The 18,674-nt window shown below is 68.3% G+C and carries 18 protein-coding genes and 1 tRNA gene; 11 read left to right on the plus strand and 8 right to left on the minus strand.

Features of this window, described 5'->3' with window-relative positions:
- Positions 1–64: 64 nt before the first annotated feature.
- A complete protein-coding gene (gene speA, locus ACVOMC_RS11800; protein WP_481524100.1) occupies positions 65–1,969 on the minus strand; it encodes an arginine decarboxylase in 1,905 nt (634 codons plus the stop codon).
- A gap of 216 nt (positions 1,970–2,185) precedes the next feature.
- Between speA and speE the strand changes: the two genes are divergently transcribed.
- Both speE and ACVOMC_RS11810 read left to right on the plus strand, forming a co-directional pair.
- Positions 2,186–3,043: a polyamine aminopropyltransferase gene (gene speE / locus ACVOMC_RS11805; RefSeq protein WP_481524101.1), complete on the plus strand. Its 858-nt coding sequence runs from the start codon at positions 2,186–2,188 to the stop codon at positions 3,041–3,043.
- A 262-nt stretch (positions 3,044–3,305) separates the two neighbouring features.
- Positions 3,306–3,965: an RIO1 family regulatory kinase/ATPase domain-containing protein gene (locus ACVOMC_RS11810; RefSeq protein WP_481524102.1), complete on the plus strand. Its 660-nt coding sequence runs from the start codon at positions 3,306–3,308 to the stop codon at positions 3,963–3,965.
- Positions 3,966–3,982: 17 nt separating this feature from the next.
- Here the strand turns inward: ACVOMC_RS11810 and ACVOMC_RS11815 are convergent, their stop codons facing one another.
- Positions 3,983–4,321, minus strand: coding sequence for a P-II family nitrogen regulator (locus tag ACVOMC_RS11815; protein ID WP_054659346.1), 339 nt, complete (start codon positions 4,319–4,321; stop codon positions 3,983–3,985).
- Between the two features lie 177 nt (positions 4,322–4,498).
- Here ACVOMC_RS11815 and ubiK point away from each other — a divergent pair, with 177 nt between their 5' ends.
- The 3 genes from ubiK to ACVOMC_RS11830 all read left to right on the plus strand — a co-directional run bounded on the left by ubiK (position 4,499) and on the right by ACVOMC_RS11830 (position 7,876).
- Complete coding sequence (ubiK, locus tag ACVOMC_RS11820) at positions 4,499–4,753, plus strand: ubiquinone biosynthesis accessory factor UbiK (RefSeq protein WP_481524103.1); 255 nt, start codon at positions 4,499–4,501, stop codon at positions 4,751–4,753.
- A gap of 8 nt (positions 4,754–4,761) precedes the next feature.
- Complete coding sequence (locus ACVOMC_RS11825; RefSeq protein WP_481524104.1) at positions 4,762–6,270, plus strand: YifB family Mg chelatase-like AAA ATPase; 1,509 nt, start codon at positions 4,762–4,764, stop codon at positions 6,268–6,270.
- Between the two features lie 79 nt (positions 6,271–6,349).
- Positions 6,350–7,876: an esterase/lipase family protein gene (locus ACVOMC_RS11830; RefSeq protein ID WP_481524105.1), complete on the plus strand. Its 1,527-nt coding sequence runs from the start codon at positions 6,350–6,352 to the stop codon at positions 7,874–7,876.
- A 30-nt stretch (positions 7,877–7,906) separates the two neighbouring features.
- Here the strand turns inward: ACVOMC_RS11830 and ACVOMC_RS11835 are convergent, their stop codons facing one another.
- Complete coding sequence (locus ACVOMC_RS11835; protein WP_054657784.1) at positions 7,907–8,677, minus strand: bestrophin-like domain; 771 nt, start codon at positions 8,675–8,677, stop codon at positions 7,907–7,909.
- Positions 8,678–9,040: 363 nt separating this feature from the next.
- Positions 9,041–9,117 (minus strand) — tRNA-Arg (locus tag ACVOMC_RS11840).
- 165 nt (positions 9,118–9,282) lie between these two features.
- On the opposite strand from ACVOMC_RS11840, the gene ubiA reads away from it, so the two are divergent.
- Positions 9,283–10,182, plus strand: a complete 900-nt coding sequence (ubiA, locus tag ACVOMC_RS11845) for a 4-hydroxybenzoate octaprenyltransferase (RefSeq protein WP_481524106.1) — start codon at positions 9,283–9,285, stop codon at positions 10,180–10,182.
- 78 nt (positions 10,183–10,260) lie between these two features.
- Here the strand turns inward: ubiA and ACVOMC_RS11850 are convergent, their stop codons facing one another.
- On the minus strand, positions 10,261–10,806 hold the full coding sequence (locus tag ACVOMC_RS11850) for an HdeD family acid-resistance protein (protein WP_481524107.1): 546 nt from the start codon (positions 10,804–10,806) through the stop codon (positions 10,261–10,263).
- A gap of 72 nt (positions 10,807–10,878) precedes the next feature.
- Positions 10,879–11,607, minus strand: a complete 729-nt coding sequence (locus ACVOMC_RS11855; protein WP_481524108.1) for a double zinc ribbon domain-containing protein — start codon at positions 11,605–11,607, stop codon at positions 10,879–10,881.
- A 49-nt stretch (positions 11,608–11,656) separates the two neighbouring features.
- On the opposite strand from ACVOMC_RS11855, the gene bioB reads away from it, so the two are divergent.
- The 4 genes from bioB (at position 11,657) to bioC (ending at position 15,787) form a co-directional block, all read left to right on the plus strand.
- Complete coding sequence (gene bioB, locus ACVOMC_RS11860; protein ID WP_481524109.1) at positions 11,657–12,685, plus strand: biotin synthase BioB; 1,029 nt, start codon at positions 11,657–11,659, stop codon at positions 12,683–12,685.
- A gap of 90 nt (positions 12,686–12,775) precedes the next feature.
- Positions 12,776–13,987 (plus strand): 8-amino-7-oxononanoate synthase, encoded by a 1,212-nt coding sequence (bioF, locus tag ACVOMC_RS11865; protein ID WP_057506310.1) that lies wholly within the window; start codon positions 12,776–12,778, stop codon positions 13,985–13,987.
- A 16-nt stretch (positions 13,988–14,003) separates the two neighbouring features.
- Positions 14,004–14,771: a pimeloyl-ACP methyl ester esterase BioH gene (bioH, locus tag ACVOMC_RS11870; protein WP_481524110.1), complete on the plus strand. Its 768-nt coding sequence runs from the start codon at positions 14,004–14,006 to the stop codon at positions 14,769–14,771.
- A 128-nt stretch (positions 14,772–14,899) separates the two neighbouring features.
- Positions 14,900–15,787, plus strand: a complete 888-nt coding sequence (gene bioC / locus ACVOMC_RS11875) for a malonyl-ACP O-methyltransferase BioC (protein WP_481524111.1) — start codon at positions 14,900–14,902, stop codon at positions 15,785–15,787.
- 165 nt (positions 15,788–15,952) lie between these two features.
- Here the strand turns inward: bioC and ACVOMC_RS11880 are convergent, their stop codons facing one another.
- Positions 15,953–16,561: a YdcF family protein gene (locus ACVOMC_RS11880; RefSeq protein WP_054660954.1), complete on the minus strand. Its 609-nt coding sequence runs from the start codon at positions 16,559–16,561 to the stop codon at positions 15,953–15,955.
- Positions 16,558–17,514 (minus strand): pyridoxal-phosphate dependent enzyme, encoded by a 957-nt coding sequence (locus ACVOMC_RS11885; protein WP_481524112.1) that lies wholly within the window; start codon positions 17,512–17,514, stop codon positions 16,558–16,560. Before ACVOMC_RS11885 ends, ACVOMC_RS11880 begins: the two co-directional genes overlap by 4 nt.
- Before the next feature lie 142 nt (positions 17,515–17,656).
- On the opposite strand from ACVOMC_RS11885, the gene ACVOMC_RS11890 reads away from it, so the two are divergent.
- Positions 17,657–18,208: a hypothetical protein gene (locus ACVOMC_RS11890; RefSeq protein ID WP_481524113.1), complete on the plus strand. Its 552-nt coding sequence runs from the start codon at positions 17,657–17,659 to the stop codon at positions 18,206–18,208.
- Positions 18,209–18,674: the final 466 nt, after the last annotated feature.

An 18,674-nucleotide genomic window follows, 5' to 3' on the forward strand; every position in this document is an offset into this window, starting at 1 on the left:
ACCTGCGTAGCAGCTGGACCCCACCGCGCTGCGCCAACCCCGGTCAGAGATCAGCGCAAGCCACTCACAGGTGCGTCAGCGGTTCGTCCGACAGGTAGGTGTAACCGGTCAGGCCCGCTTCCAGCGCCGCGTCCAGTTCGGCGGCGCGTTCGGCCGGCAGGTTGGCTGCGGCCACGCGCGCCTTGTAGGCGGCGCGCAGGTCGTCGAGCCTGTAGCCGACGTAGTCCAGCATCACGTCGGTGGTGTCGCCGCGACGCTGCTGGGTGATCACATATCCGTCGGCGTCGGCCACCACTTCCACCGCGTCGGTGTCGCCGAACAGGTTGTGGATGTCACCGAGGATTTCCTGATACGCGCCGACCAGGAAGAAGCCGATCCGGTAGCTCTCGCCATTGCGCACTGCGTGCAGCGGCAGCGAGCTGTCCAGGCTTTCGTTCTCGACATAGGTCTTGACCATGCCATCCGAGTCGCAGGTCATGTCGGCGATGATGCCGCGCCGCGCCGGGCGCTCGTCCAGCCGCTCGATCGGCATGATCGGGAACACCTGGTCGATCGCCCACGCATCGGGAATCGATTCGAACACGCTGAAGTTGACGAAATACTTGTCGACCAGGCGCTCGTTCAATTCGTCCAGCGCCGGGCGGTGGCTCTTCTCGTCATAGCTCAGGCGCGCACGCACGCCGTGGGCGATGGCGTAGAACAGGTCGTCGATGCGCGCCCTTGCGGTGAGATCGATCTGGCCCAGCGCGTAGGCCGCCAGCCCTTCGGCGTGGAAGTGCTGCGCCTCCTGGAACAGCTCCACTGCCGGACGCTGGTCCAGCTCGTCATGGATCTCACGCAGGTGGCGGATCGCAGCCGGCTCGTCGTCATGCGCCTCGGGGATACGCCCTTCGGCGGCCTGCTCCACTTCGGACACGTTGGCGATCAGCACCGCGTGGTGGGCGGTCATCGCGCGGCCGCACTCGGTGACGATGCGCGGCGGGGTCAGGCCGTGCGCCTCGCAGGCCTCGGCCAGCGGCTGCACGATGTTGCTGGCGTAGGACTCCAGCCCGTAGTTGATCGAGCAGAAGCTGCGTGAGCGGGTGCCTTCGTAATCGATGCCCAGGCCACCGCCGACGTCGACATGGCTGATCTTCGCGCCCAGCCGCGAGAGCTCGACGAAGTAGCGGGTCGCCTCGCGCATGCCGTTGGCGATGTCGCGCACGTTGGAGATCTGGCTGCCCATGTGGAAATGCAGCAGGTTCAGGCAGTCGGCGTACTCGGTGTCGCGCAGCGCCTTCCACAGGTCCAGCAGCTGGCGCGGGGACAGGCCGAACTTGGCCTTGTCGCCACCGCTGTTCTGCCACTTGCCGGCGCCCAGCGAGGCCAGACGCATGCGCACGCCCAGGCCCGGCTTCACGTCCAGCGCCCTGGATTCCTCCAGCACCAGCTTCAGCTCGGAGGGCTTTTCGATGACGATATAGGTCTGCAGGCCGAGCTTGCGGCCGATCAGCGCCAGGCGGATGTACTCGCGGTCCTTGTAGCCGTTGCAGACGATCAGCCCGCCCGGCCGGCTCAGCGCCAGCACCGCCATCAGCTCCGGCTTGGAGCCGGCTTCCAGGCCGAAGCCCTCGCCGTGGTGGCTGGCCAGGGTGCCGGCCACGCCACGGTGCTGGTTCACCTTGATCGGGTAGACCGCGGTATAGCCGCCCGGGTAGTCCCAGTCGGCCTGGGCCTGGGCGAAGGCCGCCTGCAGCTTGCCCAGGCGCTGCCCCAGGATGTCCGGGAAACGCACCAGCAGCGGCAGTTTGGCGCCGGCGGCACGGGCCGAATCGACAATCTGCGGCAGGGAAACGGTCACGCCTTCGCTGCCGGCGGGGCGGACCACGACGTGACCGGCGGCATCGACGTCGAAATACCCATCGGACCAGTGCGGAATCGAATAGGTCTTGCGGGCCTGGTCCAGGGACCAAGTACTGCTGGAAGTCATGGCTGTTCGCTATTTCTGGCGCGTGGCGACGCGTTCTTCATTGCCGTGGCGGGAACCCCGTTGCGGCGCGGACGCGCATTCTAACGCTAGCCGGCCACCGGTCCGTTACAATCCGCGCCCGCGTCCCCCGGGGGCGCCTTTTCCGGATGTGGCACTCGCCACGCGGCCCCGGCCGCCAGCCCGGCTTCCCATCTGAGCAGAGGATCCTCCACGCCCATGAGCAGCAACGACAACTGGTTCATCGAACACTTCCAGCCGACCGGCTCGGCCATCGGTTTCCGCATCACCGAGAAACTCGAAGAGGTGCAGTCGCCGTTCCAGAAGATCGAGATCTACGACAGCACCGACTGGGGCAAGCTGATGGTCATCGATGGCGCGATGATGCTGACCAGCAAGGACAACTTCTTCTACCACGAGATGATCAGCCACCCGGTGCTGTTCACCCACCCGAACCCCAAGCGCGTGGTGATCATCGGCGGCGGCGACTGCGGCACCCTGCGCGAGGTGCTCAAGCACCCGGGCGTGGAGAGCGCCACCCAGTGCGATATCGACGAGCAGGTCACGCGCATGGCCGAGAAGTATTTCCCGGAACTGTGCGAATCCAACGGTGACGCGCGCGCCGAGCTGCTGTTCGACGACGGCGTGGCCTATATGGCCAACTGCGCGCCGGGCAGCGTGGACGTGGTGATCGTGGATTCCACCGACCCGGTCGGCCCGGCCGAGGGCCTGTTCAACAAGGCCTTCTTCGAAAGCTGCTTCCGCGCGCTGAAGGATGACGGCCTGCTGGTGCAGCAGAGCGAGTCGCCGCTGGCGCTGCTGGACCTGATCCGTGACATGCGTTCGGAAATGGGCAAGGCCGGCTTCCAGTCGTTCAAGACCCTGCCGTTCCCGCAGCCGTGCTACCCGACCGGCTGGTGGTCGGTGACCGTGGCCAGCAAGCAGGCCGGCTTCGGTTTCGGCTTCCGTCAGGCCGATGCGGCGGCCAAGCCGTTCGACACCCTGTACTACACCGCCCCGCTGCACACCGGCGTGCTGGTCAGCCCGCCGTTCGTGGCCAAGGCGTTGGGCGAGTAAGCCGCACCGCCCCGGCTCGTGGACCCGACCCCGCGCTACCTGCCAGCGCGGGGTTTTTCATGCTGTGACGCCGGCGCATACCCGCCCACGGCAGGCAACCCACCCGGCGCAACACTCCTTTCCGTAACAAAGTTCCTACATTTTTTTTACATTCAGAGTTCATGGACTGCCCAGTTCTATAATTGCGCCCCGCCCGCTCCGGGCACGCAAGACCGGCATTGCAAGACGCTTTCTGCGCCCCCGCCGCGTCAGGAAGGTTTTCATGAACACACTGCCTGCTTACGACGGCCACCGGCCTGCTGTTTCCACCGCCCAACTGCTCAAACGCGGCGAACGCCTGCTCGAGCCGGATGTCTACCGCACCGAGCTGGGCGGCCGTCCGGCCGTGGTCAAGGACTACCGCCGCTACCGTGGTACGCCGCTGTCGCCGGTCGCACGCCTGCTGGTGCGCCGCGAAGCCCGCGTGCTGCGCCGCCTGAAAGGCTGGAAACACGCACCGGCGCTGCTGGGCACCGTCGGCGGACTGGCGCTGGGCATGGAGTTCGTGCCCGGTGAAACGCTCAGCCGCGTGCAGGGCGCCAGCCACGAGGTGTTCGACCAGCTGCAGCTGGCGCTCAGCCGCCTGCATGCGGCCGGCATCACCCACAACGATCTGCATGGCACCAATGTGGTGGTCAGTGCCGGGGTACCGGTGCTGCTGGACTTCACCTCGGCCTGGCGTTCGCCGCGCTGGCTGCGCAACGGCCCGATCTCGCGCCAGCTGCGGCGCAGCGACATGAAGAACCTGGTGAAGATGCGCCAGCGCCTGACCGGCCAGCGCCCCAGCGCCGAACAGGCCGCGCTGCTGGCCGAACCCGGCTGGGTGCAGGTCCTGCGCGGCACCTGGAAGCGCCTGTACCGACACCTCAAAGGCCAGGCCTGAGGCCTGACCGGCATCGCTTACAGCGCGTCGCCGTCGAGCTCGCCGGTGCGGATGCGCACCACGCTGCCCAGGTCGTACACGAACACCTTGCCATCGCCGATCTTGCCGGTGCCGGCGGCCTTGACGATGGCTTCCACCACCTCATCGGCCTGGGCATCGGTGACGGCCACTTCGATCTTCACCTTGGGCAGGAAATCGACCACGTACTCGGCGCCGCGGTACAGCTCGGTGTGGCCCTTCTGCCGGCCGAAGCCCTTGACCTCGGTCACGGTGATACCGGCCACGCCGCGTTCGGACAGCGCCTCGCGCACGTCATCGAGCTTGAACGGCTTGACGATGGCCATGATCATTTTCATCGACTCGATCCCCTCTCTTGGTGTGCCTGCGAAGGATAGCCTGCCGCGCCCGCGCATGAGCGGCCGGCGTGCCGGCCTCGACATTCCGGATTATCCTTACAGCCCGTCGCAACCGACTCTGATGGCCGCACCGGCTGGAACCGTCCTAGGCTCGAGCCCTTCCTGCGGAGACCTGCCATGATCGACCTGAACCACATTGACGAGCTCGCCCGCCGGCTGAGCGACCTGGTCCCGCCGGGCCTGCGCGAATCGCGCGAGGAACTGCAGGCCACCTTCAAGAGCGCCCTGCAGACCGGCCTGTCCAAGCTGGACCTGGTCACCCGCGAGGAATTCGAAGTGCAGCGCGCGGTGCTGCTGCGTACCCGTGAAAAGCTCGACGCGCTGGAACAGGCGGTCGCAGCACTGGAAAACCGCTCCGCCCCCAACGCCTGATCCGGGCCATGAGCCTGGCGCTGGTGCACAGCCGTGCCCGCGCGGGGGTGCTTGCGCCCCCGGTCCGGGTGGAAGTCCACCTGTCCGGGGGACTGCCGTCCACCCAGATCGTCGGCCTGCCCGAGGCGGCGGTGCGCGAATCGCGTGACCGCGTCCGCGCGGCCCTGCTGTGCGCGCAGTTCGAATTTCCCGCACGCCGTATCACCATCAACCTGGCGCCGGCCGACCTGCCCAAGGAGGGCGGCCGCTTCGATCTGCCGATCGCCCTGGGTATCCTGGCCGCCAGCGGCCAGATCGACCGCGACGCCTTGGCGCAGTACGAGTTCATCGGCGAACTGGCGCTGACCGGGGAGCTGCGCGCGGTCGACGGCGCGCTACCGGCCGCCATCGCCTGCGCCCGAGAACACCGCACCTTGATCGTTCCGCCCGGCAATGCCGCCGAGGCCGCGCTGGCGCAGGCCGCACCGGTCAAAGTCGCGCGCACCCTGCTGGAAGTCTGCGCGGCGCTGTCGGGGACCAAGGAGCTGCCCGATGCGGTGGCACCGGCCGCATCGGCCGCAGCGTTGCCGGATCTGGCCGATGTGCGCGGTCAACTGCACGCACGGCGGGCGCTGGAGATCGCCGCTGCCGGGTCGCATCACCTGCTGTTGCTGGGCTCCCCCGGCTGTGGCAAGACCCTGCTGGCCTCGCGCCTGCCCGGTATTCTTCCGGCGGCCAGTGAAGCCGAAGCGCTGGAAACGGCGACCATCACCTCGGTCAGTGGCCGTGGCGTGGACCCCACCCGCTGGCGCCAGCGCCCATACAGATCCCCCCATCACACCGCCAGCGCGGTCTCGCTGGTCGGCGGCGGTTCGCATCCGCGTCCCGGCGAGATTTCCCTGGCCCACAATGGCGTGCTGTTCCTGGACGAATTGCCGGAATGGAACCGGCATGCGCTGGAAGTGCTGCGCGAACCGCTGGAGTCCGGCTGCGTCACCGTTGCCCGGGCCGCCCGCAGCGTCGAATTCCCGGCCCGCTTCCAGCTGATCGCGGCGATGAATCCCTGCCCGTGCGGCTGGGCCGGCGACAGCAGCGGCCGCTGCCGTTGTTCGGGGGAGAGCATCCGCCGCTATCGCGCGCGCATTTCCGGACCGCTGCTGGACCGGATCGACCTGCACCTGCAGATGGCACGGCTGCCGGCCAGCGAACTGCGCGGTGATGCCGCCGCCGGTGAGTCCAGCGCCCGGGTGCGCGCACGCGTGGAACAGGCCCGTGCGCGGCAGCTGCAGCGCGCCGGCAAACTCAACGCCCATCTGGATCAGGCCGAAACCCTGCGCGACTGCGCACTCGCATCGGCCGACCAGTCGCTGCTGGAACAGGCCATGGATCGTCTGCAGCTGTCGGCGCGCTCGATGCACCGTATCCTGCGCGTGGCGCGCAGCATCGCCGACCTGGCCGGAGCGCACGACATCCAGCGTCCGCACCTGTCCGAGGCGATCGGTTACCGCCAGCTCGACCGGGTTCCGGCGACCGCCTGAGCGTCGCGTGGCCTGCCTGTTCAGGCAAGCCATGGCCAGCCCCGCGAAGATCGCCGCAACCGCCCCGGGGAGCCGCGCCATGGAACGCCTGCACCGCCCGTTCTTTCCGATCATCTACGTGCGCGGCTATGCGATGACCCGCGGCGAGATCGTCGAGACCACCTCCACGCCGTTCATGGGCTTCGAGGCCGGCTCGACCAAGATGCGCCAGGCCCAGGACGGCTCCATCGTGAAGTTCGTGTTCGAGTCGCCGCTGGTACGGCTGATGAAGGACTACGACTACCGCGACGTCTACGAGTCCGGTGCCGAACGCCGCGACCGCCTCTCGCCGCGCTGCATCGTCATCCACCGCTACTACGACCCAGCCGATCCGGCCTTCGGTGATGGCAAGGCGCCGTCCATCGCCGATGCCGCGCGCAGCCTAGGCAGACGCATCCTCGAGCTGCGCGACAGCGTCTGCGGCAGCAACGCCCAAGCGCGCCAGGAATTCCGCGTCTACCTGGTGGCCCATTCGATGGGCGGGCTGATCTGCCGCTGCCTGCTGCAGAACCCGGAAGTGGCCAGCGCCGAAGTCCGCGCTCTGGTGGACAAGGTGTTCACCTACGCCACCCCGCACAACGGCATCGACGTGGCCGGCATCAATGTGCCGCAGCTGCTGTCGATCAACGACATGGACAACTTCAACCGCAGCACCATGGGCAAGTACCTGAAGGTGCCCAAGGACAGGGTCAACACGCTGGGCGACTCGGGCTTCCCGCCGGAGCGGCTGTTCTGCCTGATCGGCACCAACAGCCGCGACTACGCCGCCGCGCACGGCCTGTCCTCGTTCGCAGTCGGCTCGCTGAGCGATGGCCTGGTACGCATCGCCAACGCCTATGTGGAAGGCGCGCCGCGGGCGTTCGTCAACCGCAGCCACAGCGGCTATTTTGGCATCGTCAACTCCGAGGAGGGCTACCAGAACATGGTGCGCTTCCTGTTTGGTGACACCTGCGCCACCGCGCAGCTGGAAATCACCGCGCTGGCGTTTCCGCCGGAAGTGGAGGCCGCGCGCAAACGCGGCAAGAACGTGGAGTCGGCGTACTACATCGAGGCCACGGTCGCCCCGCGCGGCGCCTACACCTACGAGCTGACCGCGCGCACCCAAGCCAACCAGTGCGCGATCCGGCGCGGCTATGACGAGCTGTTCAATGCCGATGGCAGCCTGCGCGACGATGCCCGCGCGCCGGTGCTGTTCTCGGTGTTCCTGGACAGCGGCAAGATCCTGGCCGGCAGCGAGATCGCCTTTTCGGTGGACCTGGCCGTGTGCAACGCCGGCTACCAGATCGACGGGGCCCTGTTGCTCAAGCACCACATCCCCGCCGAATACCTGTTCCGCAACACCCTGGTGCTGTTCGCCAAACCCGGCAGCGATGGCCACTGGCAGCTGCGCTACGTGTGGAGCGATGAGCACTGGGCCGGCGGGAGCAAGACGGCAGCCACCCCGGTGGCGGACGGTAGCCCCATCATCGGTATCCGCCAGCACGGCGCCGAGGTGTTCGCCATCCCGGTGCGCTCGGACAAGGGCTTTGCCGCCGAACTGAAAATCTCGCTGGCGGCCTGGCAGTGAGCGGCGGCGCCGGGCAGCGCCGCGCGGCGTTCAGTCCAGGCTTTGCTGCAGATCCAGCATCGGCGTCTGCGGCACGCTGATCCAGCCGGCGGCAGGATTGTCCAGATCGATCACCAGCGCCACCGCCAGTGTGATCAGCACAAACATCAACATGCTTGATTGCCGCTGCCGGCGCTGCTGGTAGCCGACCATGCCGGCAGCCATGACCGCATACAGGACCAGGATGCGCATGATCCGCACCGGGATATGCGCCTGCCGCGTGGCGATGCGGCTGGCGGCCAGATCGATGGAATCATTGGTGGTGGAGACCAGCAGCGAAGCCAGCGGCGTGGTGCGGAACGCGCCGGTGGCCGCGACCACCGTGCCCCACAGTTCGCCCTGCAGCGCCGTGGTCTGCTGGTAGATCCGCAGCTCCTCGTCGGCATCTTTGGCCGCACCGAAGGCGACCCGGTTGTCCACGTAACGGCGCAGCACCTGCCGCAGTTGCTGCCGCGGCCCGGCCTCGAGCAGATCGGCGCGCAACCAGGTGGTGCCGATCGCATTGGCCTCGGCGATCACCAGCTCACGGCGGGCGTCGTAGCGCTGCAACGCCAGCGAGAAGGTGAACCCGATCAGCAGCGCCAGCAAGCCGAGTACCGCCGAAAGCGCGAAGGTATCGCTTTCCTCCACGTCCGGATTGCGCTGCTCGACCTTGCGACGCAACCACGCGCCGATCTCGCGCGCGATGACCAGCACGATGAAGAACAGCAGCGACACCAGCACCATCGGAAGATTGGGATACGGCGGGGCAATGAAATCCATGGGCAAGACGCTCCGGTCGGTTGGCGTTTCCGATACCTCGACAGGCTGCCGGACATGTTGCCCGGCGTCAGCGGCACACCGCTTGCCGGTCCCCCCGACCGGATCACGATGCTCCCCGCACCTGCCTGCAGACAATACGCACAGCGGCCGCGGCCGGGCGTGAGCAGCCGCAATCTGGCCGTCATGCGGCACGGCACGCCACGCAGGTGCGTGGGGAGTGGGCCACGCAAACAGCGCCCCTGGCACGGGCCCGGAGGAAAACGGGAGTCATCGAGGCGGACAGATGGGGCCCGCAGGGGCAAACCCACTGTCCCCTGCGCGCCGGCATCAAGCCGGCGGCGGCAATTGATCACGCTGGGGGATTGGCGCGCCTGGAGGGATTCGAACCCCCGACCAATGGCTTCGGAAGCCACTACTCTATCCGGCTGAGCTACAGGCGCGTTTTTGACCGCTGACTTGCAGGAACAGCCGCGATGGCCGTTCCTTTGCCGTCCGGGTGACCGGGCGGACGCGCATTCTAACGGCAAATGCCGTCGCAGGTCTTCCCCTGTGCGAACGCCAGTGCCGGCAACGGCGGAATCCGGCGCAACTGCTAACCTTTGCCAATGAGTTACGAACGCTACGAACCGCCCGCCGCGACGCCTTCGCGGTTGGGCCACTACTGGAAACTGATGCGCGCCGACCGCCCGATCGGCACCCTGCTGCTGCTGTGGCCCACCTGGTGGGCGCTGTGGCTGGCCGCCGGCGGGATGCCGCCGCTGTGGACGCTGTTCGTGTTCAGCGCCGGGGTCTGGCTGACCCGTTCGGCCGGCTGCGTGATCAACGATTACGCCGACCGCTGGCTGGACCCGCATGTCAAACGTACCAGGGACCGGCCACTGGCCACCGGGGCCATCTCCGGCCGGGCCGCGCTGATGCTGTTCGCCGGCTTGATGCTGGTCGCCTTCGCGCTGGTGCTGACGATGAACGCGCTGACCATCGGCCTGAGCTTCATCGGCGTGTTCCTGGCGGCCAGCTATCCGTACCTGAAACGCTACACGCATCTGCCGCAGGTCTATCTGGGCATGGCCTTCGGCTGGGGCATCCCGATGGCCTTCGCCGCGGTGCAGGGCGAGGTGCCGGCGCTGGGCTGGCTGCTGTACGCGGCCAACATCCTGTGGTCCACCGCCTACGACACCTGGTATGCGATGGTCGACCGCGACGACGACCTGAAGGTCGGCTCGCACTCCACCGCGATCCTGTTCGGCGACCTGGACCTGGTCATCCAGGGCATCCTGTACACGCTGTTCTTCGCGGCGATGGCGCTGGTCGGGCAGCGCGCGCAGCTGGGACTGGCCTACTGGGCAGGCATCGGCGTGGCCATGCTGCTGGTGGTCTACGAGTTCCGGCTGTGCCGCACGCGCCAGCGCGAGGCATGCTTCAAGGCGTTCCTGCACAACAACTGGGTCGGTGCGGTGCTGTTTGCCGGTCTCGTCGCGGCCCTGACCTGGCCGGCTGGCCGCTGAGCGCCCTCACCTGTGACAACAAAAACGCCGCCTGACAAAGGCGGCGTTTTTGTTGCGGCTTGCAGTGCTACTCGATAATCACAGCGTGCGCTGCCGCAGCAACTTGATCCCGACCCACAGCTGCAACACGCCGTAGAACAGCGCGCCCACCGCCACCCAGATCGCGATCGTGGCCAGGCCGATCCCCGGCCGGGCGAAGAACAGCACGCCCAGCGCCACCGCCAGCAAGCCGCTCAGGGCCAGCATCCACTCGCCATTGACCAGCTTGCGCACCTGCACCGCGAACACGATACGGGCGATGCCGGCGATCACCAGCCACAGCGCCAGCAGCCACAGCATCGCTTCGGCCATCTGCGCCGGCTGTCTGATCGCCAGCACACCGAAGCCGATGGAAACCAGCGCGTACAGCAGCAACACCCAGTTGGGCAGCGCCACGTTCTTGCGGAAAATACTGATCAGGCTCACCACGCCATCGGCCAGCGACAGCGCGCCGAACGTCAGCACCATCGCCAGCACCGACACCGCCGGCCACAGCAACGTGCCGATGCCGAAGGCCAGCGCCAGCACCCCAAACACCACCAGGGTCCAGCCACCGCGTTTCACCTGCTGCGAAAGAAGGTTCATCCCACCGCTCCTGTGTGAAAGACGTTGCCAGTGGATACGGGCGATCACCTGGCCGATCAAGTATCACCGCGATCAGGGCACGCGCGCACAAACCCAGGCATCCACCCGTTCCACCCCGGCCCGGCGCAGAGCGCTGGCCGCCGCCTGCAGGGTTGCACCGGTGGTCATCACATCGTCGACCAGGGTGACGTGGGCCGGCAGCGGGGCGGTCACGGTGAAAGCGCCACGGACATTGCGGCGGCGCGTGGTGGCATCCAGCTCGGACTGGGCGGCGGTGGCACGGGTCCGGTGCAGGGCCGCACACAGCGGCAGGTGCAAGGCCCTGGCCAGCGGCCGCGCCAGTTCCCGTCCCTGGTCATAGCCGCGCTGGCGCAGCCGCGAGCGGTGCAGCGGCACGGGCACCAGCGCCGCCGTGGCTGGCGGCGGATCCCGGCGCGCCAGCATCAGCTGCGACAGCAGCCGGCCGGCGGCCAGATCCTGATGGAACTTGAAGCGCCGCAGCAGGCCATCGACCGGCGCGGCATACAGGAACGTGGCTCGGACCTGCTGCAGCGGACTCGGCCCCTGCTGGCACATGCCGCACAGCAGCTGCAGGCCCGTCCCTGCCGGCAGCGGCAGGGCGCAGCGGTGGCAGGCATCAAGCGCCCACGGCAGCGTCAGCGCACAGGCCGCACACAGATCCCGCCCGGCGCTGCCCGGCTCGCCACAGACCAGGCAGCGCGGCGGCAGCAGCAGCGCGGTCAGCCGCGCGCCGGCGCCGTAAACCAGATTGATCATGGATTTGTTGACAGGTGGTTTCATGCTCACCAGACTGCCCCGCTTCTGGGATCCGATCTGTCAGGAAATACCGATGTCTGCTGTCATCCGTCACGACTGGCGCCGCGAAGAGCTGCTGGCGCTGTTTGAGCTGCCCTTCCCGGAGCTGCTGTTCCGCGCCGCCAGCGTGCACCGCGAGCACTTCGATCCGGCCCAGGTGCAGGTCTCGACGCTGCTGTCGGTCAAGACCGGCGGCTGTCCGGAAGACTGCGGCTACTGCCCGCAGGCGCAGCGCTACGACACCGGGGTGGACGCGCAGAAGCTGATGGAGACCCAGGCCGTGGTCGCACGCGCCCGGGCCGCCAAGCAGGCCGGCGCCTCGCGCTTCTGCATGGGCGCGGCCTGGCGCTCGCCCAAGGACCGCGACATCCCCAAGGTCGCGGCGATGATCGCCGAGGTGAAGGCCCTGGGTCTGGAGACCTGCGCCACGCTGGGCATGCTCGAAGGCCACCAGGCCCAAGCGCTGAAGGACGCCGGGCTGGATTACTACAACCACAATCTGGACACCGCGCCGGATTACTACGACTCGATCATCCACACCCGCCAGTACCAGGACCGGCTCGATACGCTCGAACACGTGCGCAATGCCGGGCTGAAGACCTGCTGCGGCGGCATCGTCGGCATGGGCGAGACCCGCGAACACCGCGCCGGCCTGCTGCTGGCACTGGCCAACCTGCCCGCGCACCCGGATTCGGTGCCGATCAACCGGCTGGTACAGGTCGCCGGTACCCCGTTGCATGGAAGCGCGGAGCTGGACCCGTTCGAGTTCGTGCGCATGATCGCCGTGGCCCGCATCGTCATGCCGCGTTCGATGGTGCGGCTGTCGGCCGGGCGCGAGAGCATGAGCGACGAGCTGCAGGCGTTGTGTTTTTCCGCCGGCGCCAACTCCATCTTCTACGGTGAGAAGCTGCTGACCACCGGCAACCCGGACACCGCGCGTGATCTGGCGCTGTTCGAACGTCTGGGCCTGACCCCGATGCCGGTCGCGGTGGATGCCGATGACCACGATCACCCCGGCACGGTGCATCTGGATATCGCCCCGGCCTGCGCGCAGCCGGCCTGATCCGGCAGCGGATCGGCCGCGCGGCGTGGCCCGGACGTCGGCAACGACAACCGGGTACGCTAGCTGGCCATCCGTCCATGAAAACGCGCCATGGCCCGTCCCGATCTCCACGAACGCCTGCAGGATCAACGCAAACTGCGCGAAGCCCAGGGGCGGATCCGCACCCGGCGCACCGTGTCGCGCCGCGACGGGGTGCGCCTGGAAATCGATGGCCGGTGGCTGACCGGCTTCTGCAGCAACGACTACCTCGGCCTGTCGCAACAGTTTGAAGTGGTCGCCGCGCTGCAGGACGCGGCCGCGCGTGACGGCGCCGGCAGCACCGCCTCGCACCTGGTCTGCGGCCACCATGCGCTGCATGCGCAGCTGGAACAGGAGATGGCCGACTGGCTCGGCTATCCGCGGGCGCTGCTGTTCGACAGCGGCTACATGGCCAACCTGGCCGTGCAGCAGGCGCTGTTGAGCGAGGAGAACGATGTCTGCGTGCAGGACCGGCTCAACCATGCCAGCCTGCTCGATGCCACACGGCTGGCCGGCTGCCGCCTGCGGCGCTATCCGCACCTGGACAGCGAAGGCGCGATCCGCCAGCTCAAGCACGCCCCCGACGGCGCGGCGATGCTGGTCACCGATGGCGTGTTCAGCATGGACGGCGATATCGCCCCGCTGCGCTCGCTGTCGCTGGTGGCGCGCATGCAGCAGGCGCTGTTTTACGTCGATGACGCCCATGGCGTCGGTGTGGTCGGCGCGGACGGCCGCGGCTGCGTGGCCGAGGCCGGGCTGGGCGTGAACGAAGTACCGCTGCAGCTGGCCACGCTGGGCAAGGCGCTGGGCGGGCACGGCGCGGTGGTGCTGGGCGAGGAAGCCCTGATCCGCCATCTGGCCGAAACCGCGCGTCCCTACATCTACACCACCGCGCTGCCGCCGGCGCAGATCGCCGCCTCGCTGGCCGCGGTCAAGCTGGCGCGCCGCGACCACTGGCGCCGCGAGAAGCTCACCGAGCTGATCGGCCTGTTCCGCGAGGGCGCCCGCCGCCTCGGACTGGAGCTGATGCCCTCGGAAACCCCGATCCAGCCGCTGCTGTGCGGCGACGAGGCCACGGTGATGGCACTGTCGGCGGCGCTGGAGCAGTCCGGCTTCCTGGTCAGTGCGATCCGTCCGCCGACCGTGCCCGAAGGCAAGGCGCGGCTGCGGGTCACGCTGTCGGCGTTGCACAGCGCCGGGCAGGTGAAGGCACTGGTCGAGGCCATCGGCGCCGCGCGCGATCTGGTGCTGTACCAGAAGTCACTTACTCCCGTCAGCGTCTGAGCAGGTTGTCCGTTCCATGCATATCCACGTCACCGGCAGCGGTCCGGCACTGGTCCTGATCCACGGCTGGGCGCTGCACGGCGGCATCTTTGCGCCGCTGGTGGAGCGGCTGTCAGCGCACTTCCAGCTGCACGTGGTCGATCTGCCCGGGCACGGTTTCAGCCGCGAGGACAGCACCCCGCTGAAACTGCCGTATCTGGTCAGCGCCATCGCCAGCGCCACGCCGCCGGCGATGTGGTGCGGCTGGTCACTGGGCGGGCTGGTCGCGCTGCATGCTGCCGCCACGCTGCCGCAGGTGCGCGGGCTGGCCATGCTCGCCGCCACGCCGCGCTTCGTGCGCGATGCCGACTGGCCCGATGCGGTGGAACCCAGCGTGTTTGAACAGTTCAGCCGGGATCTGCAGCAGGACTACCGCGGCACCCTGGAACGCTTCCTCGCCCTGGACGTGATGGGCTCGCAGCACGCCCGCAGCGAACTGCGCACCCTGCGCGATGCGCTGGTCGAGCGCGGCGAGCCGGCCCCCCGCGCCCTGCACGAGGGATTGGCGCTGCTGGCGCGCGCCGATCTGCGTGGCGCCTTGCCGGCCCTGCACAAACCCGGGCTGTGGATCGGTGGCCAGCGCGACCGGCTGGTGCCGGCGGCGGCGCTGCACCGCGCGGCGGCTCTGGCACCGGCCGGCCGACACCAGGCCCATACGGTCGAGGGCGGCGGCCATGCGCCGTTCCTCGGCCACGCCGACCAGGTGGCCGGACTGCTGCAACGCTTCGTTGCGGACTGCGCGTGAGCGGTTCGGCCCGTATTGCCCCGCCATCGCCGATCATGTGCCCCTGTATTTCCCCCCACGATTGAACTGATGCCCGCCCCACCGGCGCACCGTCCCTGTCGATCCCCGTTCCTGCCTGCATGTCTGCCATGTCCTCCCTGTTCGATCCCAAACACGTCCGCCGCGCCTTCTCGCGTGCCGCCTCCAGCTACCACGCCGCCGCGGTGCTGCAGCAGGAAGTGGGTAAACGCCTGCTCGAATCGCTGGACTATCTGGAAGACCGGCAGCCGCAGGTGGTGCTGGATGTGGGCAGCGGCCCGGCCCACGCCACCGCGGCGATGAAGAAGCGCTGGCCCAAGGCGCAGGTGATCGCGCTGGATCTGGCCCTGCCGATGCTGGCCGAAGCCAAAAAGCAGGCCGGCTGGTGGCGGCCGTTCGCGCGGGTATGCGCCGATGCGCGCGCCCTGCCGCTGGCCGACAACAGCGTCGATGTGATCTTCAGCAACCTGTGCCTGCAGTGGGTGGAAGACCTGCCGGCGGTGTTCGCCGGTTTCCGCCGCGTGCTCAAGCCCGGCGGCCTGCTGGTGTGCTCGACCTTCGGTCCGGACACGCTGGTTGAACTGCGCGAGGCCTTCGCCCAGGCCGATGACACGGCCCACGTCAGCCACTTCGCGCCGATCGCCCAGTTCGGCGATGCGCTGATGATGGCCGGCTTCCGCGACCCGGTGCTGGACCGCGACCTGTTCACCCTGACCTACGACGAGCTGCCGGCGCTGATGCGCGAACTCAAGGCGATCGGCGCGACCAACGCGATGCACAGCCGCCGCCACACGCTGACCGGGCGTGGCCGTTTTGCCGCCGCGCGCGCCGCCTACGAGCCGCTGCGCCGCACCGACGGCAAGCTGCCCAGCAGCTGGGAAGTCATCTACGCCCACGCCTGGGCGCCGGAACCGGGCGCACCGATCCGCGAGCATGGCCATGACGTGGCCGCGGTGCCGGTCTCGGCCATTCCGATCCGGCGCAAACCGCAAGCCTGAATCCGCAGATTCGCGACGGCGGCGGCGCGGGTACCCGCGGCACTGGCCATGACCACCGCCACGCACCCGGTTTCGCGTGCGTCCCGTTGAGGGCGTGCGCAGCATCGTCGGCTCCGGTAGGGGCCGGCGTAGCAGGCGCGGACCTGATCGATACGGTATGGCCGCTCAGGCGCCGTTGGCGAACAGGTCGCGGTGGAAGAAATAGATTTCCTGCGCCAGGAAGCGCCAGCTGGTGTGGAAGCTGCGAAAACGCGTGCTGGGTGTGGACGAGGCCAGCGCGTCGATGCCCAGCTCGCGCGAGAGCCGCAGCGCGCGCGCCATGTGCAGCGGATCGCTGACCACGATCACCTTGTGCATGCCGTGCTCGGCCATCAGCTGCCGCGCCTCGACCAGGTTCTGGCGGGTGGTGCGCGAGCGGGTCTCGATCAGGATGTCGCGGTCGGGCACGTTCTGCCTGAGCGCATAACGCCGCGCCACCTGTGATTCGGAAAAGCGGGCACGCGCGCCGCCAAAGCCGCCGGTGAAAATCAGCTTCGGGGCGTAGCCCTGCTGATACAGGTCCAGCCCATGGCGGATGCGTTCCTCGAATACCGGCGAGGGGCGGGCGTCATACGCCGCCGCCCCCAGCACGATGATCGCGTCGGCCGGCGCGGCCTGGTCGCGATCGCCGACCCAGATGATCCAGGCCGCCACCCCCAGCAGCCACAACAGCAGCAGCACTCCCAGGCGCCACAGCCATCCGAGCAGGCCCGGCGACCGTTGCCGGGCACTCATGGGCGACTCCACGGCAGGGCGTCCAGATCGACATTGCCGCCGGACAGGATCACCCCGACGTTGCGCCCGGCAAACCGTGCCGGGTCGGCCAGAATGGCGGCCAGCGCGATCGCCGAGGACGGCTCCACGGTCTGCTTGAGCACCTGCCACAGCCGGCGCATCGCCGCCACGGTAGCGTCATCGTCCACGGTGATCACGCTGGCCCGGCCGTGCAGCAGGGCGAAATTGGGCGCGCCCAGCGCGCCGCGCAGACCATCGCACACGGTGGCGGGAACGAAATCGGGCTGGCCGCTGGCCAACGACCGCGAGGTGTCGTCGGCGCCGGCCGGTTCGGCCAGCACCAGCTCGCACCGTGTGGCCGCCTGCTGCAGTGCCAGCAGCGTGCCCGCGGCCAAGCCACCACCGCCCACCGGCACCATCAGGACATCCAGCGGCGTATCGCACTGCTGCAGCAGCTCCAGCGCCGCGGTGCCCTGCCCGGCGATCACCTTCGCATCGGCATAGGGATGCACCAGCATGGCGCCGGTCTCGGCCTGCACCCGCGCGCATTCGGCCTCCCGCGCGGCCTGGGTGGACGCACACCGCCACAGCACCGCGCCATGGCGGACGATATTGGCCAGCTTGGCCGCCACCGCGCCCTCGGGAACCACCACATGGCACGGGATGCGGCGCGACTGGGCCGCCAGCGCCAGCGCCGCGCCATGGTTGCCGGAGGAATGGGTCACCACCCCGCGCGCGGCCTGTTCCGGCGTCAGCGCCCATACCGCGTTGCAGGCACCACGGAACTTGAACGCACCGCTGCGCTGCAGATGCTCGGCCTTGAAGTGCAGGCGCGCGCCGCTCAGCGTATCCAGCACCTGCGAGCGCAGCACCGGGGTCACGCTGGCATGGGGTGCGATGCGTGCCGCCGCTGCCAGCACATCGGCCACTCCGGGCAGGGAAAGTTCTTTCATGCAGAAAGGTTAACGTAGGCCCCAAGCATCGGACCATATCGGTGGTTGCGATGGCCATCATTCAGTTCCGCCGGACGGAGTTAAGGACCGATTCAACGCGGTCCGCCGAAGCTGGCACCACACCCACGGGGGGACACGCATCATGAAGCGCTTGATCATTGCCGCCGGGCTGCTGCTTGGTCTGTCCGCTTGCGCAACCTACGACTATGTCGGCGGCGGCGCAGGCGGCTACTACCACGGCTCGCCCTCGGTGCAGTACAGCTACCCGTATGGCTATCCCTATGGCCGCTATGACGGTTATTACGGCTACGGCAGCGGCTACTACGGGTATGGCGGTTACGGCGGGCGTTATCCGATCTATCGCCCACCGCACAACCACCGTCCGCCAGCGCGCCCGCCGCAGCAGGGCCATGGCCCGCGTCCGGGCAATGGCAATGGAAACGGTCATGGTCCACGGCCGCCGCGCCCGACCCCGCCGGTCAACGGCGGCGGTGGCAAGTCACCGTGGCGGGACCTGGACCGGCTGCAGCGCCCGCAGCAACCGCGATCGGCCGCGGTCCAGCCGGTGCAGCGCGCGATGCCCAGGCCCCAGGCGGTTGCGCCGCGTCCGGCGATGCAGCCGCGACCGGCGGCACCTGCCCGACAGCCGTCACATAACCGTGAACGGCAGGAAGCCCGCATCCAGGAACGCTAAAAGGGTTGCAATCGGCGAAGACTTGGGCAATCTTGGCGGCACGTGGTGACCGGCTGCGTCGCAAACTGACCCAAACCGGCTTCATCCGGACCTATCCATGTCGATGTCCGTCAGGAACTCTGGATCCCCCCTGTTCCGGCCCTGTCGGACATCGGCGCCTTAATAAAGAACAAAGCCCCGGTCTCCCGGGGCTTTGTTTTTCCTGCTTTTACCGCGGTACCGCCTGGATAAAGAACGGGGCCGGCAGTCCCCCGACTACCGGCCCCTGTGCTACCCCAGCGTGCGCTCCGGTCGGCCCCTGTTCCAATTCCGACCTTGCTGCGCCTGTGTCGCATGCCACGCTGGGTGCAAGGGGTAACAGCAGGTTGCATGCCAACTTTAGGTCCGGCGCAGCCGCGCGACCATTGGCGGTAAAATCGACACCCCGTCGGCTGGCGCGCCCATTCAGTCTTGCCGACAGACCTCA

The organism is Stenotrophomonas sp. STEN014 (assembly GCF_056760315.1).

Excerpts from the sequence above, each read along its gene's own strand:
- ACVOMC_RS11880 (WP_054660954.1), bottom strand. The coding sequence starts at position 16,561 with ATGAGTGCCCGGCAACGGTCGCCGGGCCTGCTCGGATGGCTGTGGCGC.
- ACVOMC_RS11885 (WP_481524112.1), bottom strand. The coding sequence starts at position 17,514 with ATGAAAGAACTTTCCCTGCCCGGAGTGGCCGATGTGCTGGCAGCGGCG.
- bioH (WP_481524110.1), top strand. The coding sequence starts at position 14,004 with ATGCATATCCACGTCACCGGCAGCGGTCCGGCACTGGTCCTGATCCAC.
- ACVOMC_RS11890 (WP_481524113.1), top strand. The coding sequence starts at position 17,657 with ATGAAGCGCTTGATCATTGCCGCCGGGCTGCTGCTTGGTCTGTCCGCT.
- bioF (WP_057506310.1), top strand. The coding sequence starts at position 12,776 with ATGGCCCGTCCCGATCTCCACGAACGCCTGCAGGATCAACGCAAACTG.
- ACVOMC_RS11810 (WP_481524102.1), top strand. The coding sequence starts at position 3,306 with ATGAACACACTGCCTGCTTACGACGGCCACCGGCCTGCTGTTTCCACC.
- speE (WP_481524101.1), top strand. The coding sequence starts at position 2,186 with ATGAGCAGCAACGACAACTGGTTCATCGAACACTTCCAGCCGACCGGC.
- ACVOMC_RS11815 (WP_054659346.1), bottom strand. The coding sequence starts at position 4,321 with ATGAAAATGATCATGGCCATCGTCAAGCCGTTCAAGCTCGATGACGTG.
- ubiA (WP_481524106.1), top strand. The coding sequence starts at position 9,283 with ATGAGTTACGAACGCTACGAACCGCCCGCCGCGACGCCTTCGCGGTTG.
- speA (WP_481524100.1), bottom strand. The coding sequence starts at position 1,969 with ATGACTTCCAGCAGTACTTGGTCCCTGGACCAGGCCCGCAAGACCTAT.
- ACVOMC_RS11850 (WP_481524107.1), bottom strand. The coding sequence starts at position 10,806 with ATGAACCTTCTTTCGCAGCAGGTGAAACGCGGTGGCTGGACCCTGGTG.
- ACVOMC_RS11825 (WP_481524104.1), top strand. The coding sequence starts at position 4,762 with ATGAGCCTGGCGCTGGTGCACAGCCGTGCCCGCGCGGGGGTGCTTGCG.
- ACVOMC_RS11855 (WP_481524108.1), bottom strand. The coding sequence starts at position 11,607 with ATGAAACCACCTGTCAACAAATCCATGATCAATCTGGTTTACGGCGCC.
- bioC (WP_481524111.1), top strand. The coding sequence starts at position 14,900 with ATGTCCTCCCTGTTCGATCCCAAACACGTCCGCCGCGCCTTCTCGCGT.
- ACVOMC_RS11830 (WP_481524105.1), top strand. The coding sequence starts at position 6,350 with ATGGAACGCCTGCACCGCCCGTTCTTTCCGATCATCTACGTGCGCGGC.
- ubiK (WP_481524103.1), top strand. The coding sequence starts at position 4,499 with ATGATCGACCTGAACCACATTGACGAGCTCGCCCGCCGGCTGAGCGAC.
- bioB (WP_481524109.1), top strand. The coding sequence starts at position 11,657 with ATGTCTGCTGTCATCCGTCACGACTGGCGCCGCGAAGAGCTGCTGGCG.
- ACVOMC_RS11835 (WP_054657784.1), bottom strand. The coding sequence starts at position 8,677 with ATGGATTTCATTGCCCCGCCGTATCCCAATCTTCCGATGGTGCTGGTG.